A 24,204-nucleotide genomic window follows, 5' to 3' on the forward strand; every position below is an offset into this window, starting at 1 on the left:
CAACCTCAAACGCATCTACATCCTGCAGAAATCCCGATAAAACTGCTCACAGACTGCGGCTACAGAGACGTTGCAACTGCAATCGCTCTCTCAAACAAAGAGAGGATGCCTCACTCACACAGACTCTAAAGCCCGCTGCTCCCACCCATATCCGTCCTTGGAATGCGACATCAGCCCGCTTGCGTGCGCCACTGGGTCGGCGTGCATCCGACCCGCTCACGAAACGCGCGGGTGAAGTTCACTGGCGATTTAAAGCCGCAACGGACCGAGATCTCTCCAACAGACGCCGCGGAATGCTTCAGCAGCGCCTTCGCCTCGTCCATCCTTCGATCCAACAGATACTGATGTGGCGTCTGACCGGTGCTGCTGCGGAAAGCGCGTGCGAAGTGGAAGGGGCTGATCTCCAGCTCTTCGGCGATCTCGTCCAGGTGCAGATCCGAAGTCAGGTGTTCGTTCATAAACTCCATTGCCCGGCGCAGCTTAGGCCGCGGCAACCCACCCTTGATGACTGAAGCCTTATACGTTCCGCCCGCATACTTCCGCAACAGGTGATGCTGTAGATCCAATGACAGCAGGTTGGCATACAAACTTCCCAATGGCCAGCCGTCCTGCACCTGCCTGCCCATCTCCATCAGCAGATTGCGCAAGCCGCTGTCGGTCGCCGACCACTGGGGAGAGAAGTTCACCTCCGGCGAGCCGATGGTTTCCTCTGCCAGCTTTGCAATCTCACTCGACCGCAGCGAGAGCAGCAGGCGATCTGAGGGGCCGGTCCAGCGCAGCCGGTCACGCGTGCCCGCCGGCAGCACGATCATCGATCCCGGGATGGTGGTCTCGATGCGGTTCTTCCCTTCCGTCCACCACTCAAAGTCCGAATTGCCGCTGAGCTGCAGGTGGAGACACAGGTCTCCATGCTCATGCTCGGGAATCTCCATCGGCTTGACCGAATGGCGCTCCAGCACCACACCGGACCACGGCTGCTCCGCCGCCTGCACCGGCTCCGGCAGCAGCGGGACGAGATCCCGGTTGCGGAGCACCAGAATGCGGTCGGCTGAGCTCATGTTTTAAGAGTACGCCTCTGTAGAGCATTCTCCTGTTGCTGGGCATCCCGCGAGAAACGTGCAGTGGCGTTTTCATTACGGAAAACGCCCATAGATACACAAGCCCTACACTGCACCTACAGGAGAAATGCTCCATTGCAGCAAGATTTGCATACTCCCGACCACGGGCGGCGACATCCTAAGAACGGACCGACATTGGGGAGGTTGCCATGGGCAAGTTTACGGAGTGGGTCAGCGAGTCATTTATCTGGGGCGTAGGCGTCACCCGTCCCAAGCCGGGCAGCGAGCGCTTTGCCGCGCGTTACATTACCGGACTTCTTCTGGGAGCCATCGCGTTTCTGGCAGCCGTCTTCCTGATCGTTGCCACCCACATCTAACGGCACAGAAGTTGAGCGACACTTATAGGCAGATCTGGCATCGAATGAGCGAGGTTCAAGGAGTCGCTCAGTATGCCAGGTCGTCCTACGTGGTCGGGATCGCTTCAGATTTCGCTCGTTTCCATCGCAGTCAAAATCTTTCCGGCAACCAATACTGCTCGCCAGGTCGAGTTCCATCAGATCGACCGGAAGACTCATCAGCGAGTCCATCATCGCAATGTCGATGAGCACGGTGAAGTCGCCACCGCCGATATAGTCAAAGGCTACGAGTACGCCAAGAACAAATACATCGAGATCGATCCGGATGAGCTGAAGAAGCTGCGTCTCTCCACCTCCACGACCATGCAGATCGAGCAGTTCGTGAAAGCGGAGGAGCTACCCGCTTCTCTCTTCGATCGGCCCTACTTCGTCGCACCCAAAGAAGACAGCCAGGCCAAAGCACTCAGCATCATGCGTAAGGCACTGCAGCAGACGAATACCTACGGCATCGGCGAGATTGCCTTCAGCGGACGCGAACACCTTGTCGCGATTGGAGCCCCTGCCGATGCAAAGCAGAAGGGACTCATGCTCTATACGCTGAGATACGAGGACGAGCTTCGCGATTCCAAGTCAGCGCTGACGGGGACGAAGGACGTAGCTGTCGATGCGGACGAGCTATCGCTGGCTAAGAAACTCATCGATGGAAGCACCTCGAAGTTCGATCTCAGCGCTTACAAGGATGACTACGAGGCAGCGGTCAAGAAACTGGTGGAAGCCAAGCGTAAAGGCAAGCCGCTTCCTGAAGAAGAGCCGCAGCCAGCCAAACCCAAAGTCGTCAATATTATGGATGCCCTGCGCAACAGCCTGGCGGAAACGAAGAAGCCGAAACGGGCAAAGGCTCGGGCGACTGCGAAAAAACACGCTCAGCGGAAAAAAGCAGCGTAGAGCCGATTTCCTGTAACCGTATTCAGGCCGGGGAGAAGCGCCGCTTTAGCCGCTGAGATCATAGCTTTGGTACCTCAGCGGCTAAAGCCGCACATCTTCGGAACTCACTACGGGACGGCTGAAGCCGTCCCCTTAAGCAAGGCATTCGCACACCTTCGGTGCGAAATGGTGCGCGGTGCGCAACGATCGTGGAGCAATGTCGTGGAGCTCTACTTCACATCCGGGTGGGCAAAATACGTAAGAGATGCCCCAGCAAATAGAGCTTGGCTCTCGTTCGCGCACCGCGCGAATGTTTTGTTTAAGGGCACGGCTTTCAGCCGTGCCGTAAAAGACCAGGCTAGTAAGCGGCTTCAGCCGCTGAGGGCAAAATCTCGGAGGGGCAGGCTTCTCCGAGACCTTCGCCTCACCCAACAGCCAGGTGCCCCAGGCCGACACATCTATCGCAACAGTGGTTCGAGGGATCAATGTCGCGATTTGTCGCATAGGCCTCAGCAACCGGTACACATCCAACGATGAGTTGTCTGCCAGGGAGGCTTTCCATGGAATCCCAAATGGAACCAAGGATCATCGTGATAGGCGGTTCCGCGGGGAGCGTGGGAGCTGTGGTCGAGATTGTGCGCGCGCTCCCGCGAGAATTGAATGCGGCTGTTTTTATCGTTCTTCATTCGATGCCTCGCGAAAGAAATCATATGCCGGAGATCCTGACCGCGCGGGGACAACTGCCCGCGCAACAGACAAGTGAGGGAGCGAGGATCAAGGCAGGCGAAATCTATGTCGTCCCACCGGACCGGCATCTCGTGATTGCCGAGGGACATGTTCATATCTCCCGGGGACCGAAAGAGGGTCTGAACCGCCCCAGCATCAATGTCACCTTCCGCTCCGCTGCCGTGACCTACGGGGAGCGCGTCATAGGGGTTCTGCTCTCCGGCATGCTTGACGACGGCGCAGCAGGTATCTGGGAGATCGCGAACCGGGGCGGCATCACCATTGTCCAGGACCCCGAAGATGCACAGTATCCCTCCATGCCGTTGAACGCCTTGCGGGATGCACCAGTGGATTACAGACTGACTGCCGCCGAGATCGGGCCGCTCCTGCCGAATCTTGTGAATGGGACGGTGAAGCCGACACAACGGCGCCTTCCCGAGGATGAAGGGGGACGCATCTTCACTGGCTTCACCTGCCCGGAATGTCGAGGCCCCTTGTATCAGAGCGCCAAACCGGGTCCCGTTGAGTTCGAATGCCGTGTCGGGCACGTGATCTCGCTCAAGACGCTGGTAGAGGAAGAGACCTCGACCCAAGAAAAGACGTTGTACCAGGCAATCGTAGCCCTGCAGGAGGGCGCCGATCTTGCCGAGTACGCGGCGACTCGTATGACAGACGTTGATGTAGAGGCGCTTCGCCGGGAAGCGGAACAACTTCGCAAGCATGCCGACACCATCCGCAGCATGATTGAAGAACGAGTCGCGCCCAGCGTGAGCTGACAGAAAAAGCAACGCCTCCTCTTGGGAGGCGTTTGCTTTCCTAGCAACCACGGCGTATCGACAAATTCCAGTTGATCTGACGGAGGATGACTGAAACTGGTGGGAGCAGCGGGGTCCCCATCCAACCTTGCTGGATGGGGTGTTCAGCGGGCTTCAGCCCGCTGATACAGGCGTAAAAATAGACGGGCTTCAGCCCTGGGCCTCCTCTGTACGCGAGGAAAAAGCCCAGGGCTAAAGCCCATTTCATATCGAGCCGATATACCGTGGGCTGAAAGCCCACGGCTCCCACCGAATCGAGCTTCGCTCGAACATTCCGCCCATCGCGATGCGATGGATGGGGCACCCAGAGTATCGGCTATCTGGAATTTGTCGATACACCCTAGTCTTAGATGGACTGGTTCAACACACGGTTCAGGCGCTGCACAAAAGTAGCCGGATCCTTAAGCGGCACGCCTTCGAGCAGCAGTGCCTGGTCGAAGAGCAGCCATGCCGCGTCTTCCACCTTGCCGTTGCTGGTGTCGGCCAGCAGCTTGCGGATGATCTCGTGATCGGGGTTGATCTCGAGCGTCGGCTGCAGCTCCGGCAGGTTCTTCTGTCCCATCGCCTGCATCATCTGGCGCATGCGGGCTGAAGGCTCGTCTTCGTCGGAGACGATGACCGAAGGGCTGTCGGCAAGCCGCGACGAGGCGCGTACCTCTTTCACCGCATCGCCGAGCGTGGCCTTGATCTTCTCCAGCAGAGGCTTCAGTTCCTCGGCTTTCTCCGGCGCGGCCTCGTCCTTGAGATCTTCCGAGGTAGACGACTTGTTGACGGCCTTCAGGTCGATGTCGCCGTACTTCGCGACCGTCGAGAAGACGATCTCGTCGATATCGTCATCCAGAATCAGGACCTCGATGCCCTTCTTCTTATAAATTTCGAGCAAGGGCGAGTTGCGCAGCATCGACTCGGTACCGCCGGTGATGTAGTAGAGCGCCTTCTGCTCCGGCTGCATGCGATCTTTCGCCTCGGCGAGCGAGGTCAAGCCTTCCACCTTCGACGACTTGAAGCGGATCAGCTCCAGCAGCGTCTCGCGGTTGGCGAAGTCGCCGTAGAGACCTTCCTTGAGCGGACGGTTGTACTCGGCGATGAACTGCGCGTACTTCTCAGGATCGTTGGCCGCAATCGTCTTCAGCTCAGAGAGGATCTTCTTGACGCTTGCGGTCTTGATGCTGGTGAGCACTTTGTTCTGCTGCAGGATCTCGCGCGAGACATTCAGCGGCAGGTCTTCCGAGTCGATGATGCCACGCACGAAGCGCAAATACTGCGGCAGCAGGTCCTTCGAGTCATCCATGATGAAGACGCGCTTCACATACAGCTTGACGCCGCCTCGATAGTCGGCTTGATAGAGATCGAGCGGAGCCTTAGCCGGGATATAGAACAGCGTGGTGTACTCGAGCGTGCCCTCGGCGCGGGTGTGGAACCAGAAGAGCGGGTCTTCCCAGTCACCGGCGATCGACTTATAAAGCTCCTTGTAGTCGTCGTCGGTGAGCTCAGACTTCGACCGGCGCCACATGGCGCTGGCGGCGTTGACCTGCTCGGTGGTGCGGGTCTTGATGGACTCCTTCTTTTCCTCGTTCCATTCGCTCTTCTCGTAGGTGAGGAAGATGGGGAAGGCGATGTGGTTGGAGTACTTCTTGACGATCTCCTGCAGGCGCCAGCCGTTGGCGTACTGCGCTCCTTCGTCATTGAAGTGAATCAGGATGGTGGTTCCGGCGGCCTTGCGCGCCTGGTCGCCGGTGACCTCTTCGATCTCGAAACCGGTCTTGCCGTCGCTGACCCACTTATAGGTCTTCTCTTCCCCGGCCTTGCGCGAGATGACTTCCACCTTATCGGCAACCATGAAGACGGAGTAGAAGCCGACGCCGAACTGGCCGATGAGGTTGGAGTCCTTGCGGTCATCGCCGGAGAGCTGCGACAGGAAGTTCTTCGTGCCGGAGCGGGCGATGGTGCCAAGGTGCGAGACCAGGTCTTCCTCGTTCATACCAATGCCGGTATCGGCGATGGAGAGGGTCTTGTTCGCGCCGTCGAGGTCGAGGTCGATGCGTGGCGAGTCGATGCCATTGCCGACCAGAGCCTTGTAGGTCTCGTCGGTCAGGCTGAGATGGCGCAGCTTGTCGAGCGCATCGGACGAGTTGGAGATGAGCTCGCGGAGAAAGATCTCCGGGTGTGAGTAGAGCGAGTGAACAATCAGATGCAGGAGCTGAGAGACTTCGGTCTGAAATTGCTGCTTGGACATAGCACCTTAATTTTGCCAAAAATTGGGCCGGGATGAAGCCGAGTTTATGTGGAACGTCTGGGCCGGACACCTCATCTAACCCGCCATGGCCCTCCAAACCGTAACCCGTGCCGCCGAGTCTGAGCTTGAGCCGATCAATATCTATAACGTTCTTACCGACGTCAGCAACCTCCCCAAATGGGCGCCGGCCTTTGCGGATGCAATTGAACGCATCGATGCCACTCAGTTCCGTGTAACCAAAAACGGCGACAGCTTTAACGCGGAGCTCTTTCTGCATCCCACAGCCCTCGCCGTCGATTACATCCGGGAGATGGCCGACAACAGGCGGGGCGGCGCTTACATCCGCGTAACGCCCCGTCCACTGGGTGGCAGCACCGTCATCATTACGGTTCCCCTTGCTCCTACGGCGGATGAGGCTGACGTCGCAAAGGTCCTCGAGCAGGAGCTCGCGGAGATTATCCGGCTTGCGCGGCCGTAGCTGAGGCATAATTCACGAGCACGTCATGTGGCGAAAGGTACTCTACCCGGGATGGCGCACGCGGGGCTGCTGTTTGAATTGATGGTTCTGTTCATCGGATTACCGGCGGCATACCGGCTTGCGCCGGTACGCATTCCAGCCTTACCTGTACTTTGGCTGGCGGCTGGATATGCGTGTTGGCAACTGGCGCGGGATCCGGGCTTTGATCGCGGGCAGCTATGGAATCCTGCTCCGCTGGGAAGCCAGTTCGCCAGCATCCTGGCAATCTTCGTTGTGGTGGCAGCGCTGCAGTGGGCGGGTGTGCACTGGCTGGCGCCCAAGCTGGAATGGAGCCTCGCACGCCGGCACACACGCGTCTGGGCGATGGTGATCCTGTTATACCCGGTTCTATCGGTGTATCCACAAGCCCTTCTGTATCGCGCTTTCTTCATGCATCGCTATGCTGTCCTGTTTCCGGCGACGCCCCAGGGCGGGTTGATGCTGGTTGTGGCAAGCGCAACAGTCTTTGGCGGAATGCACATTGTCTTCCGCAACCCTCTAGCAGTCGTGCTGACCTTCCTCGGAGGCCTGCTGTTTGCCTGGCGATATCAGCACACGGGATCGCTGTTTGTCTCCAGCGTGGAGCATGCGCTGTACGGCTGCTGGCTGTTTACCGTAGGTCTGGGGCAGTACTTTTATCACGGGGTCTGGCCTAAGCCTCAGTAGAGCTCATACAGGACATCAGCCTGATGTGGTCCATCATGCCTGCTGATACCTTCAGCGCAAGAACACTTATTTCTGGCGTGTAAGAAGGGATTTGGCACGAAATGACATCTTTCAGGTTCAAGCATTTTCCGTGTTTTCGGGTATCCCGGCGGAAGCGTGCAGCGGCGTTTTCATTGCGGAAAACGCCCATAGACGCACAATCCCTCCACTACACCTACAGGAAAAATGCTCTAGGCGCGGGTCTGCTTACCCTGGCGGCAGTGGCCGCCGCAGCACAGACAAGCAGCAAGCAGGACGAGGTTGTACATCTGAACCAGATCCAGGTTGTGGGCTCACACAACAGCTACAACACCGGCTTCGCGCCCAGCGAGGAGAAGTACTTCTCCTCACATTTTCCTGACGCCTTTCACGGTGTCGACTATCATCACCAGTCGTTGCCGAAGCAACTCGATGCCGGCATCCGTCAATTGGAGTTGGATATCGTCACCGATCCCACAGGCGGCCGCTTCTCGCACCCGAAGGTTGTCGGACTGACGAAGGAAGCCGGTCTTCCCGCCGATCCTGACTTCGATCCCCAGCATGAGATGGACAAACCAGGCTTCAAGGTCATTCATCTGGGCGATGTGAACCAGCGCAGCAGCTGCCAGACCTTCGTGCACTGCCTGAAGGACATTCGCGGATGGTCGAAGGCCCATCCCAGGCATGTACCGATTCTGCTGTTGATTGAAGATAAGCAGGGACGGTTAAGTCAGCTTCCCGGAGCAACCACCGCCGAGCCCTGGACGGCAGAGACATGGAACGCACTGGATGCCGAGATCCGCTCGGTCTTCTCCGAGCAGGAGCTCATTACTCCGGACAAGGTGCGGGGCAAGTATCCCACGCTGGAAGCTGCGGTCCTCGCAGGCGCATGGCCCACGCTGGCGGAGTCACGCGGCAAGGTTCTCTTTCTTCTGTACAACCGTCCGTCTGCTCCCGCTTATTTAGAGGGACATCCGCTCCTGCAGGGGCGCGTACTCTTTACCAACTCTGAGCCTGGCAAGCCCGACGCTGCGTTTGTAGAACGCGACAAAGGTTCGCAGGATGAGATTCGCGCGCTGGTGAAGAGCGGCTATCTGGTACGCACACGCGCAGACTTCAATACCGACCAGGGCCGCACGAACGATACCACGCGGCGCGAGCTGACGCTGGCAAGCGGAGCGCAGATGGTCAGCACTGATTTTCCGGTCTCAGAACCCGCACCGTGGACGGGTTACACCGTCGGTCTGCCCGGCGGTTTTGCCGCACGCTGCAACCCGGTCAACGCACCTTCAGAATGCAGCGACGAACTGCTGGAGCCGGGAGTAAAGACGAAGGAGCCATCTCCTTCGCATCGACCTTAAGCACCGTTGCGCGTAGCTCAACCATTCGCACATCAGTCCGAACGTCTTGCTTAAGGGCATGGCTTCAGCCATGCCGGACAGACGCTGCAAAAGTGGCGGCTTCAGCCGCTGAGGGCGATGTTGTGGAGCACCTCAGAGTGCTGCACTTCGCACTCGATTTGACCTCAGCGGCTAAAGCCGCGTGCCGTTCAGTGCCGATACGGGACGGCTGAAGCCGTCCCCTTAAGCAAGGCTGAGTACGCTTGCTCAATCAGGGTCCTGGTGTCGGTCACACAACCTCCTGCAACATCTTCAAACCTATTTTCCTCTTCGGAACCCAAACGGGAGCTGTGAACAAAAGATTTTGTAACCAAACCGACTAGTTGGTAGTCTACCTATGTATGCAGGGAGAGATGGCAGAACGCATTCTGAAGGCAGCGGAAGCCTTGATGATCGAGAGAGGATATTCGGCCTTCAGCTACGCCGACATCGCCGAAACGGTGGAGATCAAAAAGCCAAGCATTCATCATCACTTCCCGACAAAGGCTGGTCTGGCCGCTACCGTACTCAAGGCGCATCGCGAAAGGACCATTGAAGGAACTGCCCAACTCGACAGCCAGATTGAAGATCCCTGGAAACGCCTCCATGCCTATGTTCAGTACTGGGAGGGATGCATTCGAGGTGGGACAGTTCCATTCTGCGTGGCTGCCCTTATGGGTGCGGAGCTTCTATCCCTTCCAGAGGAGGTGCAAGCCGAGGTACGCCTGCACTTCAGTGCGTTGGGCGAATGGCTTGAACACACGCTGAAGGCCGGCGCAAAAGCAGGCGTGATCAGGTTGCAGGATTCAGCGGCAACGGAAGCGCAGACGCTGATGGCCGTGGTCCACGGGGCGATGCTCTCCGCGCGCGCCACCGGCAAGTGCGAGGTCTTCAAGCAAATTACAGGAGCGGCGCTCAAGCGGATCGCTGTCCCGAAACACTAAACCGCGTAGCCATACATGGCCTCGCTTTACCTATTTTACCTACCAACTAGAAGGTAGAAAGGCGTTCCATGCAAATTAATTCCTTTGAGTCAGCCCGCTCCTTGCGAAACCTATATCTCGTCCGTACTGCGTTCCAGTTGATCTGGGCCGCAGCAGTACTTTCGACAGCAGTTACGCAACCACGTTTTGCATCTGTTCTGCTGATCGCGTATCCGCTGTGGGATGTCGCCTGCACACTCTACGATCTCACCGCTTCGCGACCGACCGGGAGTGCACGCACCTCACAGGTGATCAATGCACTACTGGACGTTGCGACTGCTATTGGAATAGCCATGACGATCTTCCGCAATGAGGCGACCTCCATCGCGATCTTCGGCGCATGGGCACTCGGAGCCGGGCTGCTGCAGCTTGTTGCCGGACTTATCCGCCGCAAGCAATTCGGTGGACAATGGGCGATGATCCTGAGCGGAGCGCAATCAACCGCAGCAGGCATTGGATTTGTGCTGGGCGGCCTCGGCGGAAAGCTGCACACGAAGGACATTGGCGGGTATGCCATCTTCGGCGCCATTTACTTCCTTATCGGCGGAGTTCTGATTAGCCGGAAGCGCTCGCAGATCTCTGAGGCCTAGCTGGGGAGCACTGACCAGAGCTGTTTTGTTATAAGAGAATCGACTGTAAACAGACCGGATCAGATCACCCTGTGAAAAAGAGACAGCTTGAAATCGCGGCTACAACGGCAGATACATCACCCATCAACGGAACGACTGAATCGAACGCTCTCTTCACGCGGCGTGACCTCCTGGGAATGGCCGGCATGGCGGGTCTAGCGAGCTTGACGGGGTTCGTGCCCGATGCCGTTGCGCAAACCAGTGGAAGACGGCCGCGTATCGCCTGTCTCGTCAGCTACTGGGGTTTACCGACGTCCCATGCAGACTGGATCGTCAATAAGCTGTTGGATGGCTATTGGTGGCAAGGCGCCCATACACCTTCGCAGGTGGATGTAGTGTCCGTTTACATCCATCAGTTCGATACCAGCTTGCTGGGGCAGAAAGTATGCAAGGCAAAAAATATCCCCATCTTCAAAACGCCGGGAGAAGCCGTCACCCTTGGTGGCAAGGAGCTGGCGGTGGATGGTGTCGTTATCGTCGCCGAACACGGAAACTATCCAACCGATCTCAAAGGGCATTGGCTGTTGCCGCGCTGGTGGATCTACCAGCAGGTCATCAAGGTCTTCGAGCAGAGCAACCGTTCCGTCCCCGTCTTTAACGATAAGCACCTCTCCTACAACTGGGATGACGCCAAGTGGATGTTCGATAAATCACGCGAACTGAACTTTCCTTTGACCGGCGGCTCCTCCATACCGACTTACTTCCGCAAGCCTGAGATCGATCTTGCTGTGGATACGCCGCTCAAGAACTCGATCGTGGTTGGAGCCGCTCCGGATGAGGGAGCCATCTTCCATTGCATCGACGTGCTTCAGTCCTTTGTCGATCGCCGCAAGGGTGGCGAGACGGGCGTCAGGTCGGTGCAGTCGATTCGCGGACCTGAAACCTGGAAATGGGTCGAACGTACTCCCTGGGCCGGCAATCTGCTGGAAGCAGTGCGAAAGAACTTCGACCTGAAGCCGGGGCATTTCCGAGAGACCAGCCGGCCGGCCGTCTGTATTGTGGAGTACAACGATGGGACCCATGGGGCCGTAATATCGGGCGAGGGTGTGGGATGGACCTATGCCGGCGAGATCGATGGGCAGAAGGATCCGACGATCATCTCCATGCTTGGCTGGCCCGGCCCCGTCTCGCAATATCACGCTGCCAATGCTTTCGAGCACTGGATCGTCCAGACGATGCTGACCCGAAAAGAACCGTTCAATGCGGAACGGCTGCTTCTATCGACGGGCATCGTGAACCACTACATGGAATCGAACTGGGAGAACGGCCGTTACTCTGCTGTAGGCCGCCGCGTCGAGACCCCTTTCATGAACATGAGATATCGCTCGACACACGGTCCACTCTTTGAGACTGGGCCACGGCCGCCGAATACTCCCTATATCCGCGGATTTGAATCGTAGTGCGCGGGCGAGGCATGAAGATCTCTTCATGCCTCGTCCGATTTGGCTCAGGTCACGCGAACTTGGCTGCGAGTCTCTTCAGGAAAGGTACGTACACCGCGGGGCAGGAATGGGTTCCCTGACAAGCCATTGACGCATCCTTATTCTGATCATTCTTATCGCTGAAGCTGATGAGGTTTTGGTCAAGCAGAGAGGGCTGGACGATTCCGAGGAGTATCGCCCCCAGGTCACCAAGGACGTGGGCGCAATAATTCAGCGGCGGTATCGGTGGGGTGACAGGGTAAGGAAGTTGCGGTATCGAGTCCAGGTCGTTAACGATGCGATAGCTATCGGGGACATACTTCTGGTAGTTGGAGACGAAGGTACCGGCGCCGCTCGGATCTGATACCAACGTATCAGCTACACGTGGGCTTGCCAGACTGTACAGTGAGATCGCGTCATACTTGAACTCAAAGTTGAAAGCGATATCCAGCGCGCAGAGTGTAGCCAACGCTCCACCCAGGCTATGTCCCGTGACCTTCACTGAGATAGTTGGATCTTCGTTCTCCTTGAAATACTGGTAAATCTGCTGCGCGAGAGAACCGTCGGCCCGAGCTATCAAATTGCCCGGTTGCAGGTTGGAGCCGGTTGTGTACTGGGCATAAAAGCCTCCGTGCACTGACCCCAGAGTCGCCACCAGCCCGCCAAACGTAGCAGGGACGATGTAATTGTCGACCTTGTTTACCTCGTAACTGTTCTGAGTACCATGGAAAGCCACGACGATGATGCTGCTCTTCTTCGTGTCTGTCGGCTCAAGCCGCACGATAAATCCCGCCGGAATCTCTACGGGATTGCCGTTTATATCGATCTCGCAGACAGACAAATTGGAATGCTTTGGATTCGGCTTGTAACCCTGCGCGAGTATCTGGGAAAAATCGGGGTCCCAGGGGGCGGGCTTAACGGTCTGTATTTGCCAACTCGTAGGGCCAAATGGGTCGTTGTTGTTGTCAGTGATAATGGGTGAGGTTTTTACATATGCGGTGTATTGATCATTCGCCGCGTTACAGCATAAGCCAAGAACATACGCGAGCTGAGAATCAAAGTTTGGCGGAACGGATTGGGGCAATACTGGTGGGTTCGTGCTTTCTTGACATTGTGCTGTTCCCTCAGAGGAGAGGGAAGCCGGTGCATAGGCAGTGGTCGACATGAGCGTTTTACCTCCTGGAGCGAATACGAACGTGGAGGGACCGTGTAGAGCATTCTCCCTGTCGCTGGGTATCCCGGAAGAGGAGTACAGCGGCGTTTTCATTGCGGAAAACGCCCATAGATGCGGAAGCCCTACTCTGCACCTACAGGGAAAATGCTCTATGGCCCAGATGCTACTTCACAGGCGATCACACAAATGAGCGCGCCGCGCGCGGAACGGCGAACATTCCGCGGAATGAGGGCGAGATAACGTAGTCCTGGGGTCGGCTAGGGCAGTGGGTGCGAACTTCTTGCCGCATTCATAGGTTCTCCTCGCGTGTCTTGAATGACACAGCACACCCATGGGAAAACGAAGGCAAGAGGGCAATGTACTGACATTGCATTGATGTTCTTCTTCTTAGTACAGCTCAGCGTGGAAGAAGATATCGCCTCGAAGATTAGTGATGAGATCTGTGGTTGTCAATGGATGCAGAGTTAAAAGTTAAGCGAATCGAAGACGAGAGTGCGGAATCATCGGAGACGCAGATTTCTTCGCTTCGCTACGAATGACCAAAAGTATGGATCCCCTCGAGGTTGTACTTCAGTGTGGATAAATTGCCCTCAGCGGCTAAAAGCTGCGTGTCGTTCAGCACCGAAACGGGACGGCTGAAGCCGTCCCCTTAAGCAAGGCATTCGCACTGGCGTGCGAAACGGGATCTACGGATGTGGCTCATTGCGCGTAGCGCAACCATTTCGATGTACGATGTGGCTCGTTGCGCATAGCGCAACCATTTCGCACTATAGGCGCGAACGTCTTGTTTAAGGGCATGGCTTCAGCCATGCCGTACAAGCTTTCGCAAAAGTGGGTACAGACCGGGCAGATGGGTAACAGATTAGACCGGGGAGATAGGTAACACTTTCGCGAGGTCGTACTTCGACGTGGATGAATTTGACCTCAGCGGCTAAAGCCGCGTGTCGTTCAGCTCCGAAACGGGACGGCTGAAGCCGTCCCCTTAAGCAAGGCATTCGCACTGGCGTGCGAAACGGGATGTACGGATGTGGCTCATTGCGCGTAGCGCAACCATTTCGATGTACGATGTGGCTCGTTGCGCATAGCGCAACCATTTCGCACTATAGGCGCGAACGTCTTGTTTAAGGGCATGGCTTCAGCCATGCTGCACAGCTTTCGCAAAAGTGCGGCTTTAGCCGCTGAGGGCAAATTGTTCGACACTGAATGAACGGTCGACGCAACAACGACGATGCAGCAAGTCCTCGACAAATTCATCGTCTAAACTTCTGTCCTGAGGAGCATTTCCAATGATCATTGACCGCCGGCGATTCCTGCAGCTCAGTTCAAGCTCGGCAGCCATCAGCCTGGTTCCCTCTGCCTTGGGAAAGATGACGCAAGAACAACCCATCATTGACGTGCATCTGCACGCCTACCCCGATGACCTGCCCATCCCCGCCGCGGTGAATCCCGCTACTGGCAAAGCCGTGCAGCTCAAGGACGGAGCGGCTCACCGCGCTGCCTGTCTTGCCGAGATGAAGCGACTGAACATCGTCAAGGCAGTCGTCAGCGGAGGAGACGGAGATCGTCTTGCCGCCGCTTATTCCTGGAGCAAAGCGGAGCCGGACAAGGTGATTGCCGGCGCCGGCGTGCGCGGCTCCGCCGATACTCCACTGCCCGATCTGGATGTGCTTCGCAGCGCTTTCAAAGATGGCCGCCTGCGCGTGCTGGGCGAGGTCACTACGCAGTACGCGGGGATTACGCTCGACGATCCGAAGTACGCTTCCTACCTGGCGCTCGCCGAAGAGTTGGATATCCCGGTGGCGCTGCATACGGGCACCATGCCGCCGGGGATGTCCTTCGATCCCTGCTGCCGCAGTGCTCGCGCACGCCTGGGCGATCCCCTCCTGGTGGAAGAGGCGCTTAACCGCTATCCCAAGCTTCGGCTGAACCTGATGCATGCGGGCTGGCCGTATCTCGATGACACCATCTCTACCTTGTTCCACTATCCGCAGGTCAATGCCGATCTGGGCGCGATCGACTGGCTCCTGCCGCGAGCTGAGTTCCACCACTATTTACAGGCGCTGATGCGGGCCGGTTTCGGCAAGCGGCTGATGTTCGGCACGGACCAGATGTACTGGCCTGAAGGCATCGCGATGGCAGTGGAGGCAGTACAGTCTGCGCCGTTCCTCAGCGCTGATGAGAAGCGTGACATCTTCTATAACAATGCTGCCAAGTTCTATCGGTTGAGTTGATGGAACAAGAACACGAAGTCGGCCCGTAGGTGACACAGATCGCATCCACGATATCCTTCCGGGGTTCGTGCGCGTCAAACCGCCGAGGCCCCGGAGTTACGAATGAATCGCTGCTATCTCGCTGCTGTCCTTTTGCTTGCCACAACAGCCTTCTCTCAGGTGCGCGAGAACGCCGCACGGTTCGTCACCTGGCAGCCGATGGATGTATCCGCCTTTGAAGACGGTTATAAGCGCCACCTCGCGTGGCATCGCTCCGCGTCTGATCCTTGGACATGGTATGGCTGGACCATCATCTCCGGCGACCGCTATGGAGCGTTTATCGACGCCACCATGTTTCACCAGTGGCCCGACTTCGACAATGCCGTGAAGCCGGCGGAAGATGCGGCGGACAATGCCATCAACGTTCTGCCGCACGCGCAGATCCACTCTGTTGTCAGCTACGAGGTGATGTCACCGCTGACCGTCTTTCGGCCGCAGGACATCGAATCGTATCCGCTGATGAGCTTCTTCACTCTGCGGCTGCGTCCCGGCGCTGAAAGCGCCTTCGAGCATGCCGCCATCGGCGTAATGCGCAGTATCGGTGGGCCGCACGCTATTCTGCGTCCGGTGACCGGAGCGACGGATTATCTTCTGCTGCTGCCGGCACGCAACAGCATCGACCTGCCGGAGAATGCGGAGATCTTTCGGCGGCTGGTTGCAGCCATGCCGCAGGATGCCGTCATCGACACACGTCTGGAACTCGCCCGCTTCCGCAGAGACATGAGCTACTGGCCGCGATAGCCCTGTTCGCGCATAGCGCGAATGTAGTGCTTAAGGGGACGGCTTCAGCCGTTCCGCATCACGCCCTCAAAGAAGGCGGCTTTAGCCGCTGAGGGGCGGCTGTACTACATCAGGGAAGCAGATCTCTGCGGATAATAAAAGCGGTCGCGCGCAGCGCGATACCCCACGCTAAGCCCCAGCGAACAAGTTCGCCGGGGACCCCACCCTTCGCGATAAAACCGCGAAGAATGGGGCAACGAGAGTAGTGGCTCGTCCAAGGTTCTTACCATCGCTTCAACCGTGTTCGACACGCGCCTTGATATCCGAATATGCTGCCCTAATCAACCTGTTCAACGCAGCGGCGTTGGTTTCCACTCCTGGCCTTAGCTTCACATGCCGCATGAACCTGCCCGTGCCTTGCAGTAACCGCGCCGGATCCGGCAGAGCTGCGCCATGAAAAAATCCCACGTTGACGTGCGCGTTGAAGACATTGACGTAGCCGAAGGGAGCGTCTCCCAGGCACGCAACCGGACAGCCGTCATGCATAAGCTCTCGCACTTCGTCTCCGCATCGCCGCATCACTTCAAACCATTCCCGAGCGATGGCGCCTAAGTCTCCGCGCTGTTCGTTCATCCATGCATCGATGGCAGCGTCGCGTTCAACGGCCCCATCGAATCGCAGTATCTCTGTCTTCATCGCTTGACGCTTGCCGGACCGCTGTATTCGAGCTTTGGATACCAGTCCTTCCCGCGGCCGTTAGGAGTAAGGTCAAGGATGCTCCACAAGACATCCGGATCCGGAGCTCCGCGTGGATCCTGGCCGGGGTCAGCCATCTCACCGCTCATCTCTCCGCTCCAGAAGTGATAGATTGTGCCATTGCGACGCGTGAAGACACTCATGCCCGGCACATCAGCATCGTCGGCGCTGACATAGGTGCGGGTGTAGTCGCCCTTGATATCGGAGTAGAGCTGCAGGTTTCTCCACCCGCGATCCTCTTTGAACTCCAGGAGCCGTTCGATGGGTGAGCGTGCGGTGACGGCGAGAGCGACCCGCTCGCGCAGGTTCCTGGCAGCACCGTCCCAGGTGGTGAGCATGGCAGTACACATCGGACATGCTCGCTCGCGTTGCGGGCCGAACATCATGCTGTAGACAACCAGGCTGTCTTTATCCCCCAAGAGCTGTGAGAAATGCACCTCCCCGTTCGGTCCCTGGAAGGTATAGTCTTCCGGAATCCTGCCTCCGAGGGGCAGAGCGCGGCGGAGCTCAGCAACGCGTTCAATATTGCGCCGAAGCTCGATCTCCTCTGCGAGCAGCGCGTTACGAGCCTGGCGATACTCCGGGCTTTCATTGGGAAAGTGCGTCTGGTTCTGTGCCGCAAGCTCTGTTGCGGGAGTGAGGCGAGGACCGTTGATCATTCGCTTCTCCTTAGGGGGAGGTCACGTGCCAGCGGACATTCTAGTCTTCGCGGGCATCCTACGTCTGCCGTTGCGGGACCCATCAGTCCAGCCCGACATGACTACAATGGAGGGAACTGTTTATGGCAAACGAAGACATCCAGAACGCAACTCCCGACCCCACCAACGCACCCGAAACCGCTGACGAGTCCACGGAGTCGTTCGGCGCACTTCTCTCGCAGTTCGAGAAGGAGCATACCGATCGATCGAAGTCAGAGCCCTCGCAGAAGGATGGCATCGTGGTGTCGATCTCACCGGAGTCTGTGTTTCTGGATATCGGCTTCAAGGTCGAAGGCGTGCTGCCGCGCTCGGCCTTCGAGAACGATGCCGCCGGCATCGCGGTGGGAGATCACTTCCCGGTCTCGGTCAAGGGACGTAATGAAGAGGGCTACTACGCGCTCTCGCGGTTGAAGATTGCGCAGCCCACGGACTGGGCTTCGCTGGAAGAGGCTTTTGCGCAGAAGACTCCGGTCGTAGGTATCGTCACCGGTGTTGTCAAAGGTGGCCTGACGGTCGATGTCGGCGTTCGTGCCTTTCTGCCTGCATCGCGCAGCGGCACCCGCGATGCCGCTGAACTCGAAAAGCTCGTCGGTCAGGAGATCACCTGCCGCCTCACGAAAGTGGATGCCGCCGACGAGGATGTCGTTGTGGACCGCCGCGTCATCCTGGAAGAACAGGCGCGCCAGCTGCAGCAGCAGCGATATGCCGAAGTACGCGAGGGCGACATCGTCACAGGCCAGGTTCGCAGCCTTGCCAGCTATGGCGCATTCGTCGACCTGGGCGGTGTGGATGGCCTGCTGCACGTCAGCGATATTGCCTGGCAGCGCATCGGTAGCCCCGAAGAGGTTCTTCAAGTCGGCCAGCAGGTGCAGGTCAAGGTTCTGAAGGTAGATCAAGATAGCAAGCGAATCTCACTGGGCATGAAGCAACTGCAAGCCGAACCCTGGGAGACTGCGGCCGATCGCTATCAACTTGGCCAGCGCGTCAGCGGTACCGTGAAGCGTATTGCCGACTTCGGCGCCTTTGTCGAAGTCGAGCCGGGCATCGAAGGTCTGATCCATATCTCCGAGATGTCGTGGGTCAACAAGGTTCGCAAGGTCAGCGATCTTCTCAAACTGCATGACACGGTGGAAGCGGTTGTCCTCGGCATCAATCCAGCGGAACGCCGTCTCTCGCTTGGATTGAAGCAGGCACTCGGAGATCCGTGGGCTGCGGTTCCACAGAAGTTCCCTGCCGGTTCGGTGATTGAAGGTCCAGTGACACGGCTGACAAAGTTCGGCGCCTTTGTGCAATTGGCTGAAGGGATCGAAGGTCTGGTGCACATCAGCGAGATCGATGCGGAGAAGCGCATCAACCATCCGCAGGATGTGCTGAAGGTAGGAGAGGTGGTCAAAGCCCAGGTTCTCGCCGTCGATATGGAGAAGCGGCAGATCAAGCTGAGCATCAAGCAGCTTGTTCCGACACATCTGGACGAGTTCCTTGCGGAACACGCCGCCGGCGACACCGTTTCGGGGCGCGTGATCCAGCAGAGCGGAGATCATGCTGTTGTGGAGCTCGGCGAAGGTATTCTGGCCGACTGCACTATATTTTCCAAGGGTGAAGCTGCACCATCCAGCACGGCTGCACCCGCGCTTGATCTTTCGGCATTGAGCTCCATGCTGAATGCACGGTGGAAGGGTGATGCGAAAGCATCCACCTCACAGGCACAGCCGCTTCAGGTAGGACAGGTGCGCAAGTTCACCATCGCTGCGATGGACGCTGCCGCGAAGAAGATCGCGTTGGAGTTGGTGAACGAAAGATCGTAAAAGCAGCAGGAGGAAATCATGGCTCCAGGTCGTCACCAGAAGGTAGAGTTGTTCCGCAACCTGCACGTACGGCCTGGAGCCTTCATCATTCCGAACCCCTGGGATGTCGGCACAGCTCGTCTGCTTGCGAATCTTGGCTTTGAGGCGCTGGCGACCACCAGTATGGGGTATGCCTTTTCGGTCGGACAGAGAGACAACACTCTGAGCCGCGAGCAGGCGATCTCTCATATTGCTACCATTGCCGCCGCTACCGATCTGCCGGTCAATGCGGATCTGGAGAACTGCTTCGGTGACGCACCGGAAGTTGCTGCAGAGACCATCCGCCTCGCAGCCGAGGCGGGTGTTGCAGGTGGATCGATTGAAGATGCGACCGGAGATGCCGCAAATCCCATCTATGCCCGCGAGTTCGCGGTCGAGCGCGTGCGTGCAGCCGTAGAAGCGGCACGCAATGTTCCGGGTGGATTCGTCCTCACGGCACGTGCAGAGAATTATCTGCATGGTCGACCGGATCTGACCGATACCATCGCGCGGCTGCAGGGCTATCAGGAGGCAGGCGCCGATGTGTTGTATGCTCCCGGCCTTCGCACGAAGGAGGACATCGCTGCAGTCGTATCGTCTGTAGATCGGCCGGTGAATGTGGTGATGGGATTGCAAGGAGTACAACTCAGCCGCGAGGAGCTGGCCGGGCTCGGTGTGAAGCGCATCAGCGTGGGGAGTTCGCTGTATCGCACGGCGCTCGGCGCATTTCTGCGCGCGGCGCATGAGATGGCCGGGGCAGGGACATTTACGTTTGCGGCGGATGCGGCGAATCCGAAGGAAGTTGCAGCGTTGTTGACTGGGGAAGTGCTCGGATAGGCCCACATATTTTGTTTGTCATTTCGCAGCGACCGGGGTCCCCGACCAGCTTGCTGGGTGGGGTGGATCGACCGAAGGAAGCGGAGAAATCTGCTTCTCTACCCATGATGTTCAGTATGGCAACTACTGCAGAGCTATAGAGCGGGCCTTCAGCCCTTTAACTTCTTATGGGTATCGAGACCTGGGGCGTTGCCCCAGGCTGGTATAGAGCGCGCGTTTCCACCCCAATGAACAAGTTCATTGGGGACCCCGGCCTTCAGCGCTTTATCTTACCCCGCCAGGGTGCCCCGTCCTCGCAACGCTAGGGCGGGTGAGGAAGACCACAAACTCTTACTTCTCCTGCACCACACTCGAACTCCACCCCCACAATCCCTTTCGTCTTCCTACTGGAGTTGCACAAAACCGTACCTTCGAGCTATGTTGTCAGTGACAACACACATTGCGGAGGTGGCGGATGTCTCTTGTCGGACAAGTGCGAAGCTTCAACCGGTTCTATACCCGCGAGATCGGCCTGCTGGCCGAGCACCTTCCTGAGAGCGATCTCTCCCTCGCCGAAGCGCGGGTGCTCTACGAACTCGCGCAGTCCGGCGAACAGACCGCTGCGGATATCATCCGCACCCTGGGAATGGACAAGGCTCACGTCAGCCGAATTGCCGCCCGCTTTCGGGCAGCCGGTCTGGTGAAAAGCCGCATCAGCCCGGAACATGGCAAGCACAAGCTGCTCTCGCTCACCGCTGCCGGCAAACGAACCTTCAAGCGGATGAACGACGGCACCGAATCGCAGATCGAGACGCTGCTCGCGCCGCTCAGCACTGAGAACCGCAAGCGCCTGGCAATGGGTATGCAGGAGATCCAGACAGTCCTTCGGCCAAAGCCTGCATCGGCAGAGGATGTGCGACTTCGTCCCCTGAAAGTAGGTGACCTGGGCTGGGTCACGCATCGTCAGGGAGTTCTCTACGCACAGGAGTATGGCTGGGACTGGACCTACGAAGGTTTGGTCGCCCAGATCCTCGGAAGCTTCGCTGCCAACTTCGACGCTACCCGCGAAGATGCATGGATCGCAGAACTGGACCACCAGATAGTCGGCTCGGTGTTCCTGATGAAGACCGATGATCCGCAGGTCGCAAAGCTACGGCTACTTTATGTCGACCCGGCTGCCAGAGGACTGGGTGTCGGCTCGCGCCTGGTGCACGCGTGCATCGAACGAGCGCGAGAGCTGGGATACCGCAAGCTCACACTCTGGACCAACGACATACTCGTCTCTGCCCGCAAGATCTATCAGGCAGCCGGTTTCATCCTGCAGGAAGAAAATCGTCATCACTCGTTTGGAAAGGATCTGGTCGGCCAGATCTGGACACTTGATCTGCAGAAGTAGCCGAACCAGCGGGTTGTGGAATTCCCTGCGCGAAGACCGTTTGCAAGTGCCTCGTCTCTGCGCTCTTCGAGCGCACCCTCTCGTGTCGAAAAGCGCGGAGAAATGAGATATGATCGCGCAGCTTTCATGCCATAAAAGCTACTCACGCCACCTAAGACACACGCACGAACAACTGCGTAGAATGACGTTCGATACTGCATCGAAGGGATTCCGTCGATGATTCGTCTTTACCTCCCGCTCCTGCTCGGATGTATCTTCTGTGGCTTTGTAGCCGGCTCGTACGCCCAGCGCCCTCTCCCATCCAATAAGGAGCTTGCCAGTCCTCAGATCGAGAAGAGGGTGGATGCTTTGCTCCGTCAGATGACGCTCGCGGAGAAGATCGGGCAGCTTGTGCAGTACAACGCCACCCAGGCGCATCCCACTGCGCCTGAAAAGAAATCGACGGCGGCGTTGAACGTCAACCCGCCCGGGCCGGGAGGAGTCGACAGCTATGAGCTGGCGCAAAAAGGTGAGCTGGGCTCCATGCTCAACACGGTAGGCCAGGAGCTGACGAATCACTTCCAGCATGCGGCAGTGGATCAGACGCGTTTGCATATCCCGCTGCTCTTCGGAGCGGATGTTGTGCATGGCTTCCGCACGATCTTCCCGGTGCCGTTGGCAACTGCTTCAAGCTGGGACCCGGATCTCATTACCGAGATGGGCCGTACGGCAGCCATAGAAGCGCGTACCGCCGGCGTCAACTGGTTCTACTCTCCGATGGTCGATATCGCGCGCGACCCACGATGGGGCCGCTGCACGGAAGGCGCCGGAGAGGACCCGTATCTGGGTTCCGTCATCGCTCGTGCCTACATTCGCGGCTATCAAGGCAACAGCCTGGGTGATCGGAACTCCGTCGCTGCTTCGGTCAAGCACTACGCAGCCTATGGCGCAGCAGAAGCGGGACGCGACTACAACACCACGGATATGAGCGACCTGCTGCTGCGCCAGGTGTACCTTGCGCCATATCACGCCGCGGCACAGGAGGGTGCAGCGACGTTCATGTCTGCCTTCAATTCGCTCAATGGTGTACCGGCCAGCGCCAATCCATACCTGATGCAGACCATCCTGCGCGATGAGTGGGGCTTCAATGGCTTTATCGTCTCCGACTACACCGCTGTCATGGAGCTGATCCGGCACGGCATTGCGCTGGATGCGGCCAGCGCCACAGAGAAGGCTCTCACCGCAGGCGTGGACATCGACATGAACGCTCATTTCTACGACAAGGAGCTTCCTGCGCTGGTGCAATCGGGCAAAGTTCCTGTGGCGGTTGTCGATGAAGCGGTACGGCGTATCCTGCGCGTGAAGTTCGCTCTCGGACTCTTCGAGCATCCCTTCACGGAAGGCCCTGAGGTTACAAGAGCCGTTCCAGAGCACAGACCGTTGGCTCGCCGCGCGGCAGAAGAGTCTTTCGTTCTGCTGCAGAACAAGCCTGTCAATGGAAAGCCTCTCCTGCCTCTGACCGGAAATGGACAGAATATTGCGCTTATTGGACCGCTGGCCGATGATGCCCCTGACATGGTGGGCGCATGGTCCGGAGCGAATAACTTCGAGGATGTACGGACATTGCGGCAAAGCTTTACCGAAGCCGCGCAGCAGGAAGGATTCGCCCTGGCCTATGCGAAAGGCACCGATATCTCGGGCAGTTCTAACATCGGCTTTGAGGAGGCAGTTGCGGCGGCAGAGGAGGCCGATGTCGTGGTGATGGCGCTCGGCGAATCCAGTGACATGAGCGGTGAGGCTGCTTCGCGGACTCATCTTGATCTGCCCGGCAACCAACAGGCCTTACTGGAAGCCGTGCAGGCGACGGGCAAGCCGATCGTGCTTCTTGTCTTCTCCGGCCGGCCGCTTGTGTTGAAGTGGGCCAGCGAACATATTCCCGCGATCATGGAAGTCTGGTTCCCCGGAATGGAAACCGGCCCGGCCATCACCAACGTGCTCTTCGGCAAGACCGCACCTTCGGGGAAGCTCACCATGAGCTTTCCGCAATCGGTGGGACAAGTACCGATATACTACAACCACCTGCCTACGGGCCGTCCGATTCAATTCCCTGACCCGGCACATCCGGATGCCTATGTGGAGAAGAAGTATGTCTCCCGCTACCTGGATGAGTCGAACGATCCGCTCTTCCCTTTTGGTTATGGCCTGACCTACACCACCTTCGCGTATAAGGCCGTCGCCATTTCCAATCAGCAGGTCAGCGCTGCAACTTTGATGAAGGACAGGAAAGCCAAACCGGTGGTCGCATCGGCGGTAGTCACAAATACCGGTGAACGCGAAGGAACCGAGGTCGTCCAGTGCTACATCAATATCCGTGGAGCAAGCACCGAACAGCCGGTCCGCAGTTTGCAAGGCTTCGCACGTGTAACGCTCAAGCCGGGCGAGTCCAGGAAGATCGAGTTCCCGCTCGGTTTTGAGGAGCTTTCTTTTTACAACGTGAAGAGCCAGCAGGTGATCGAGCCGGCGGAGTATACGGTTTTCATCGGTGGCAGTTCTCTTGCCGATCAAGCGGTGCAGTTTGTTACGTTGCCTTAGGGTGTATCGACGGATGCATTGCATTCCAATTGTTGGGGATTCGAGCGGAGCTCCCATTCGCGCATGGCGCGAATGCCTTGCTTAAGGACACGGCTTCAGCCGTGTCGTACAAGGCGCAAAAGGAGTGCGGCTTTAGCTGTGGTGTCTCAACAGGTTGTTGTCTTTGAGGCCGGATCTGCTGATGGGTGGAGCTTGATTGAGGCTAGCATGAGGTCGGTGCCAGTTGTACTGATGGATCCATGGTCTGAGGTG

The 24,204-nt window shown here is 57.9% G+C and carries 20 protein-coding genes and 1 pseudogene; 15 read left to right on the plus strand and 6 right to left on the minus strand.

Going from position 1 to position 24,204, the window contains the following annotated elements; translation table 11 throughout:
• Nucleotides 1-170: 170 nt before the first annotated feature.
• Nucleotides 171-1,058, minus strand: a complete 888-nt coding sequence (locus OHL21_RS07290) for a helix-turn-helix domain-containing protein (RefSeq protein ID WP_263416593.1) — start codon at nucleotides 1,056-1,058, stop codon at nucleotides 171-173.
• 209 nt (nucleotides 1,059-1,267) lie between these two features.
• Here OHL21_RS07290 and OHL21_RS07295 point away from each other — a divergent pair, with 209 nt between their 5' ends.
• The 3 genes from OHL21_RS07295 to OHL21_RS07305 all read left to right on the plus strand — a co-directional run bounded on the left by OHL21_RS07295 (nucleotide 1,268) and on the right by OHL21_RS07305 (nucleotide 3,840).
• On the plus strand, nucleotides 1,268-1,435 hold the full coding sequence (locus tag OHL21_RS07295; protein ID WP_263416594.1) for a hypothetical protein: 168 nt from the start codon (nucleotides 1,268-1,270) through the stop codon (nucleotides 1,433-1,435).
• A gap of 72 nt (nucleotides 1,436-1,507) precedes the next feature.
• Complete coding sequence (gene ku, locus OHL21_RS07300; protein ID WP_263416595.1) at nucleotides 1,508-2,359, plus strand: non-homologous end joining protein Ku; 852 nt, start codon at nucleotides 1,508-1,510, stop codon at nucleotides 2,357-2,359.
• A gap of 551 nt (nucleotides 2,360-2,910) precedes the next feature.
• Nucleotides 2,911-3,840 (plus strand): chemotaxis protein CheB, encoded by a 930-nt coding sequence (locus OHL21_RS07305; RefSeq protein WP_263416596.1) that lies wholly within the window; start codon nucleotides 2,911-2,913, stop codon nucleotides 3,838-3,840.
• A 385-nt stretch (nucleotides 3,841-4,225) separates the two neighbouring features.
• Here OHL21_RS07305 and htpG read toward each other — a convergent pair whose 3' ends face one another.
• Complete coding sequence (htpG, locus tag OHL21_RS07310) at nucleotides 4,226-6,115, minus strand: molecular chaperone HtpG (RefSeq protein ID WP_263416597.1); 1,890 nt, start codon at nucleotides 6,113-6,115, stop codon at nucleotides 4,226-4,228.
• A gap of 85 nt (nucleotides 6,116-6,200) precedes the next feature.
• Here htpG and OHL21_RS07315 point away from each other — a divergent pair, with 85 nt between their 5' ends.
• The 6 genes from OHL21_RS07315 (at nucleotide 6,201) to OHL21_RS07340 (ending at nucleotide 11,707) form a co-directional block, all read left to right on the plus strand.
• The gene (locus OHL21_RS07315; RefSeq protein ID WP_263416598.1) at nucleotides 6,201-6,593 is read left to right on the plus strand and encodes a hypothetical protein; all 393 of its coding nucleotides are present in this window, start codon (nucleotides 6,201-6,203) and stop codon (nucleotides 6,591-6,593) included.
• A 27-nt stretch (nucleotides 6,594-6,620) separates the two neighbouring features.
• Nucleotides 6,621-7,298 carry a CPBP family intramembrane glutamic endopeptidase gene (locus OHL21_RS07320; RefSeq protein ID WP_263416599.1) on the plus strand — a complete coding sequence of 226 codons (678 nt, stop codon included), beginning with the start codon at nucleotides 6,621-6,623 and terminating at the stop codon, nucleotides 7,296-7,298.
• 173 nt (nucleotides 7,299-7,471) lie between these two features.
• On the plus strand, nucleotides 7,472-8,677 hold the full coding sequence (locus OHL21_RS07325) for a phosphatidylinositol-specific phospholipase C1-like protein (RefSeq protein ID WP_263416600.1): 1,206 nt from the start codon (nucleotides 7,472-7,474) through the stop codon (nucleotides 8,675-8,677).
• A gap of 392 nt (nucleotides 8,678-9,069) precedes the next feature.
• Nucleotides 9,070-9,639, plus strand: coding sequence for a TetR/AcrR family transcriptional regulator (locus OHL21_RS07330; RefSeq protein WP_263416601.1), 570 nt, complete (start codon nucleotides 9,070-9,072; stop codon nucleotides 9,637-9,639).
• Between the two features lie 68 nt (nucleotides 9,640-9,707).
• Nucleotides 9,708-10,268, plus strand: a complete 561-nt coding sequence (locus OHL21_RS07335; protein WP_263416602.1) for a hypothetical protein — start codon at nucleotides 9,708-9,710, stop codon at nucleotides 10,266-10,268.
• A 71-nt stretch (nucleotides 10,269-10,339) separates the two neighbouring features.
• Nucleotides 10,340-11,707, plus strand: coding sequence for a hypothetical protein (locus OHL21_RS07340; protein WP_263416603.1), 1,368 nt, complete (start codon nucleotides 10,340-10,342; stop codon nucleotides 11,705-11,707).
• A 52-nt stretch (nucleotides 11,708-11,759) separates the two neighbouring features.
• Here the strand turns inward: OHL21_RS07340 and OHL21_RS07345 are convergent, their stop codons facing one another.
• Entirely contained in the window at nucleotides 11,760-12,569 is an 810-nt protein-coding gene (locus OHL21_RS07345; RefSeq protein ID WP_263416604.1) for a lipase family protein, read from the minus strand.
• Nucleotides 12,570-14,188: 1,619 nt separating this feature from the next.
• Here OHL21_RS07345 and OHL21_RS07350 point away from each other — a divergent pair.
• Both OHL21_RS07350 and OHL21_RS07355 read left to right on the plus strand, forming a co-directional pair.
• Entirely contained in the window at nucleotides 14,189-15,133 is a 945-nt protein-coding gene (locus OHL21_RS07350; RefSeq protein ID WP_263416605.1) for an amidohydrolase family protein, read from the plus strand.
• Between the two features lie 102 nt (nucleotides 15,134-15,235).
• Nucleotides 15,236-15,913, plus strand: a complete 678-nt coding sequence (locus OHL21_RS07355; protein ID WP_263416606.1) for a hypothetical protein — start codon at nucleotides 15,236-15,238, stop codon at nucleotides 15,911-15,913.
• A gap of 273 nt (nucleotides 15,914-16,186) precedes the next feature.
• Here OHL21_RS07355 and OHL21_RS07360 read toward each other — a convergent pair whose 3' ends face one another.
• Together OHL21_RS07360 and OHL21_RS07365 are read right to left on the minus strand one after the other, a co-directional pair.
• On the minus strand, nucleotides 16,187-16,588 hold the full coding sequence (locus OHL21_RS07360) for a DUF1801 domain-containing protein (RefSeq protein ID WP_263416607.1): 402 nt from the start codon (nucleotides 16,586-16,588) through the stop codon (nucleotides 16,187-16,189).
• Nucleotides 16,585-17,307 (minus strand): DUF899 family protein, encoded by a 723-nt coding sequence (locus tag OHL21_RS07365; RefSeq protein ID WP_263416608.1) that lies wholly within the window; start codon nucleotides 17,305-17,307, stop codon nucleotides 16,585-16,587. Before OHL21_RS07365 ends, OHL21_RS07360 begins: the two co-directional genes overlap by 4 nt.
• Before the next feature lie 122 nt (nucleotides 17,308-17,429).
• Here OHL21_RS07365 and OHL21_RS07370 point away from each other — a divergent pair, with 122 nt between their 5' ends.
• The 4 genes from OHL21_RS07370 to bglX all read left to right on the plus strand — a co-directional run bounded on the left by OHL21_RS07370 (nucleotide 17,430) and on the right by bglX (nucleotide 23,952).
• Nucleotides 17,430-19,151 (plus strand): 30S ribosomal protein S1, encoded by a 1,722-nt coding sequence (locus tag OHL21_RS07370; RefSeq protein ID WP_263416609.1) that lies wholly within the window; start codon nucleotides 17,430-17,432, stop codon nucleotides 19,149-19,151.
• An 18-nt stretch (nucleotides 19,152-19,169) separates the two neighbouring features.
• Nucleotides 19,170-20,006 carry an isocitrate lyase/PEP mutase family protein gene (locus tag OHL21_RS07375; RefSeq protein ID WP_263416610.1) on the plus strand — a complete coding sequence of 279 codons (837 nt, stop codon included), beginning with the start codon at nucleotides 19,170-19,172 and terminating at the stop codon, nucleotides 20,004-20,006.
• A 454-nt stretch (nucleotides 20,007-20,460) separates the two neighbouring features.
• Nucleotides 20,461-21,381: a bifunctional helix-turn-helix transcriptional regulator/GNAT family N-acetyltransferase gene (locus OHL21_RS07380; RefSeq protein WP_263416611.1), complete on the plus strand. Its 921-nt coding sequence runs from the start codon at nucleotides 20,461-20,463 to the stop codon at nucleotides 21,379-21,381.
• A gap of 216 nt (nucleotides 21,382-21,597) precedes the next feature.
• Nucleotides 21,598-23,952, plus strand: a complete 2,355-nt coding sequence (gene bglX, locus OHL21_RS07385; protein ID WP_263416612.1) for a beta-glucosidase BglX — start codon at nucleotides 21,598-21,600, stop codon at nucleotides 23,950-23,952.
• Between the two features lie 132 nt (nucleotides 23,953-24,084).
• On the opposite strand, the pseudogene OHL21_RS07390 reads toward bglX, so the two are convergent.
• A pseudogene (locus tag OHL21_RS07390) lies at nucleotides 24,085-24,204 on the minus strand (IS481 family transposase); the annotation flags it as partial.

The organism is Terriglobus albidus, assembly GCF_025685425.1.
Lineage (GTDB): Bacteria > Acidobacteriota > Terriglobia > Terriglobales > Acidobacteriaceae > Terriglobus > Terriglobus albidus.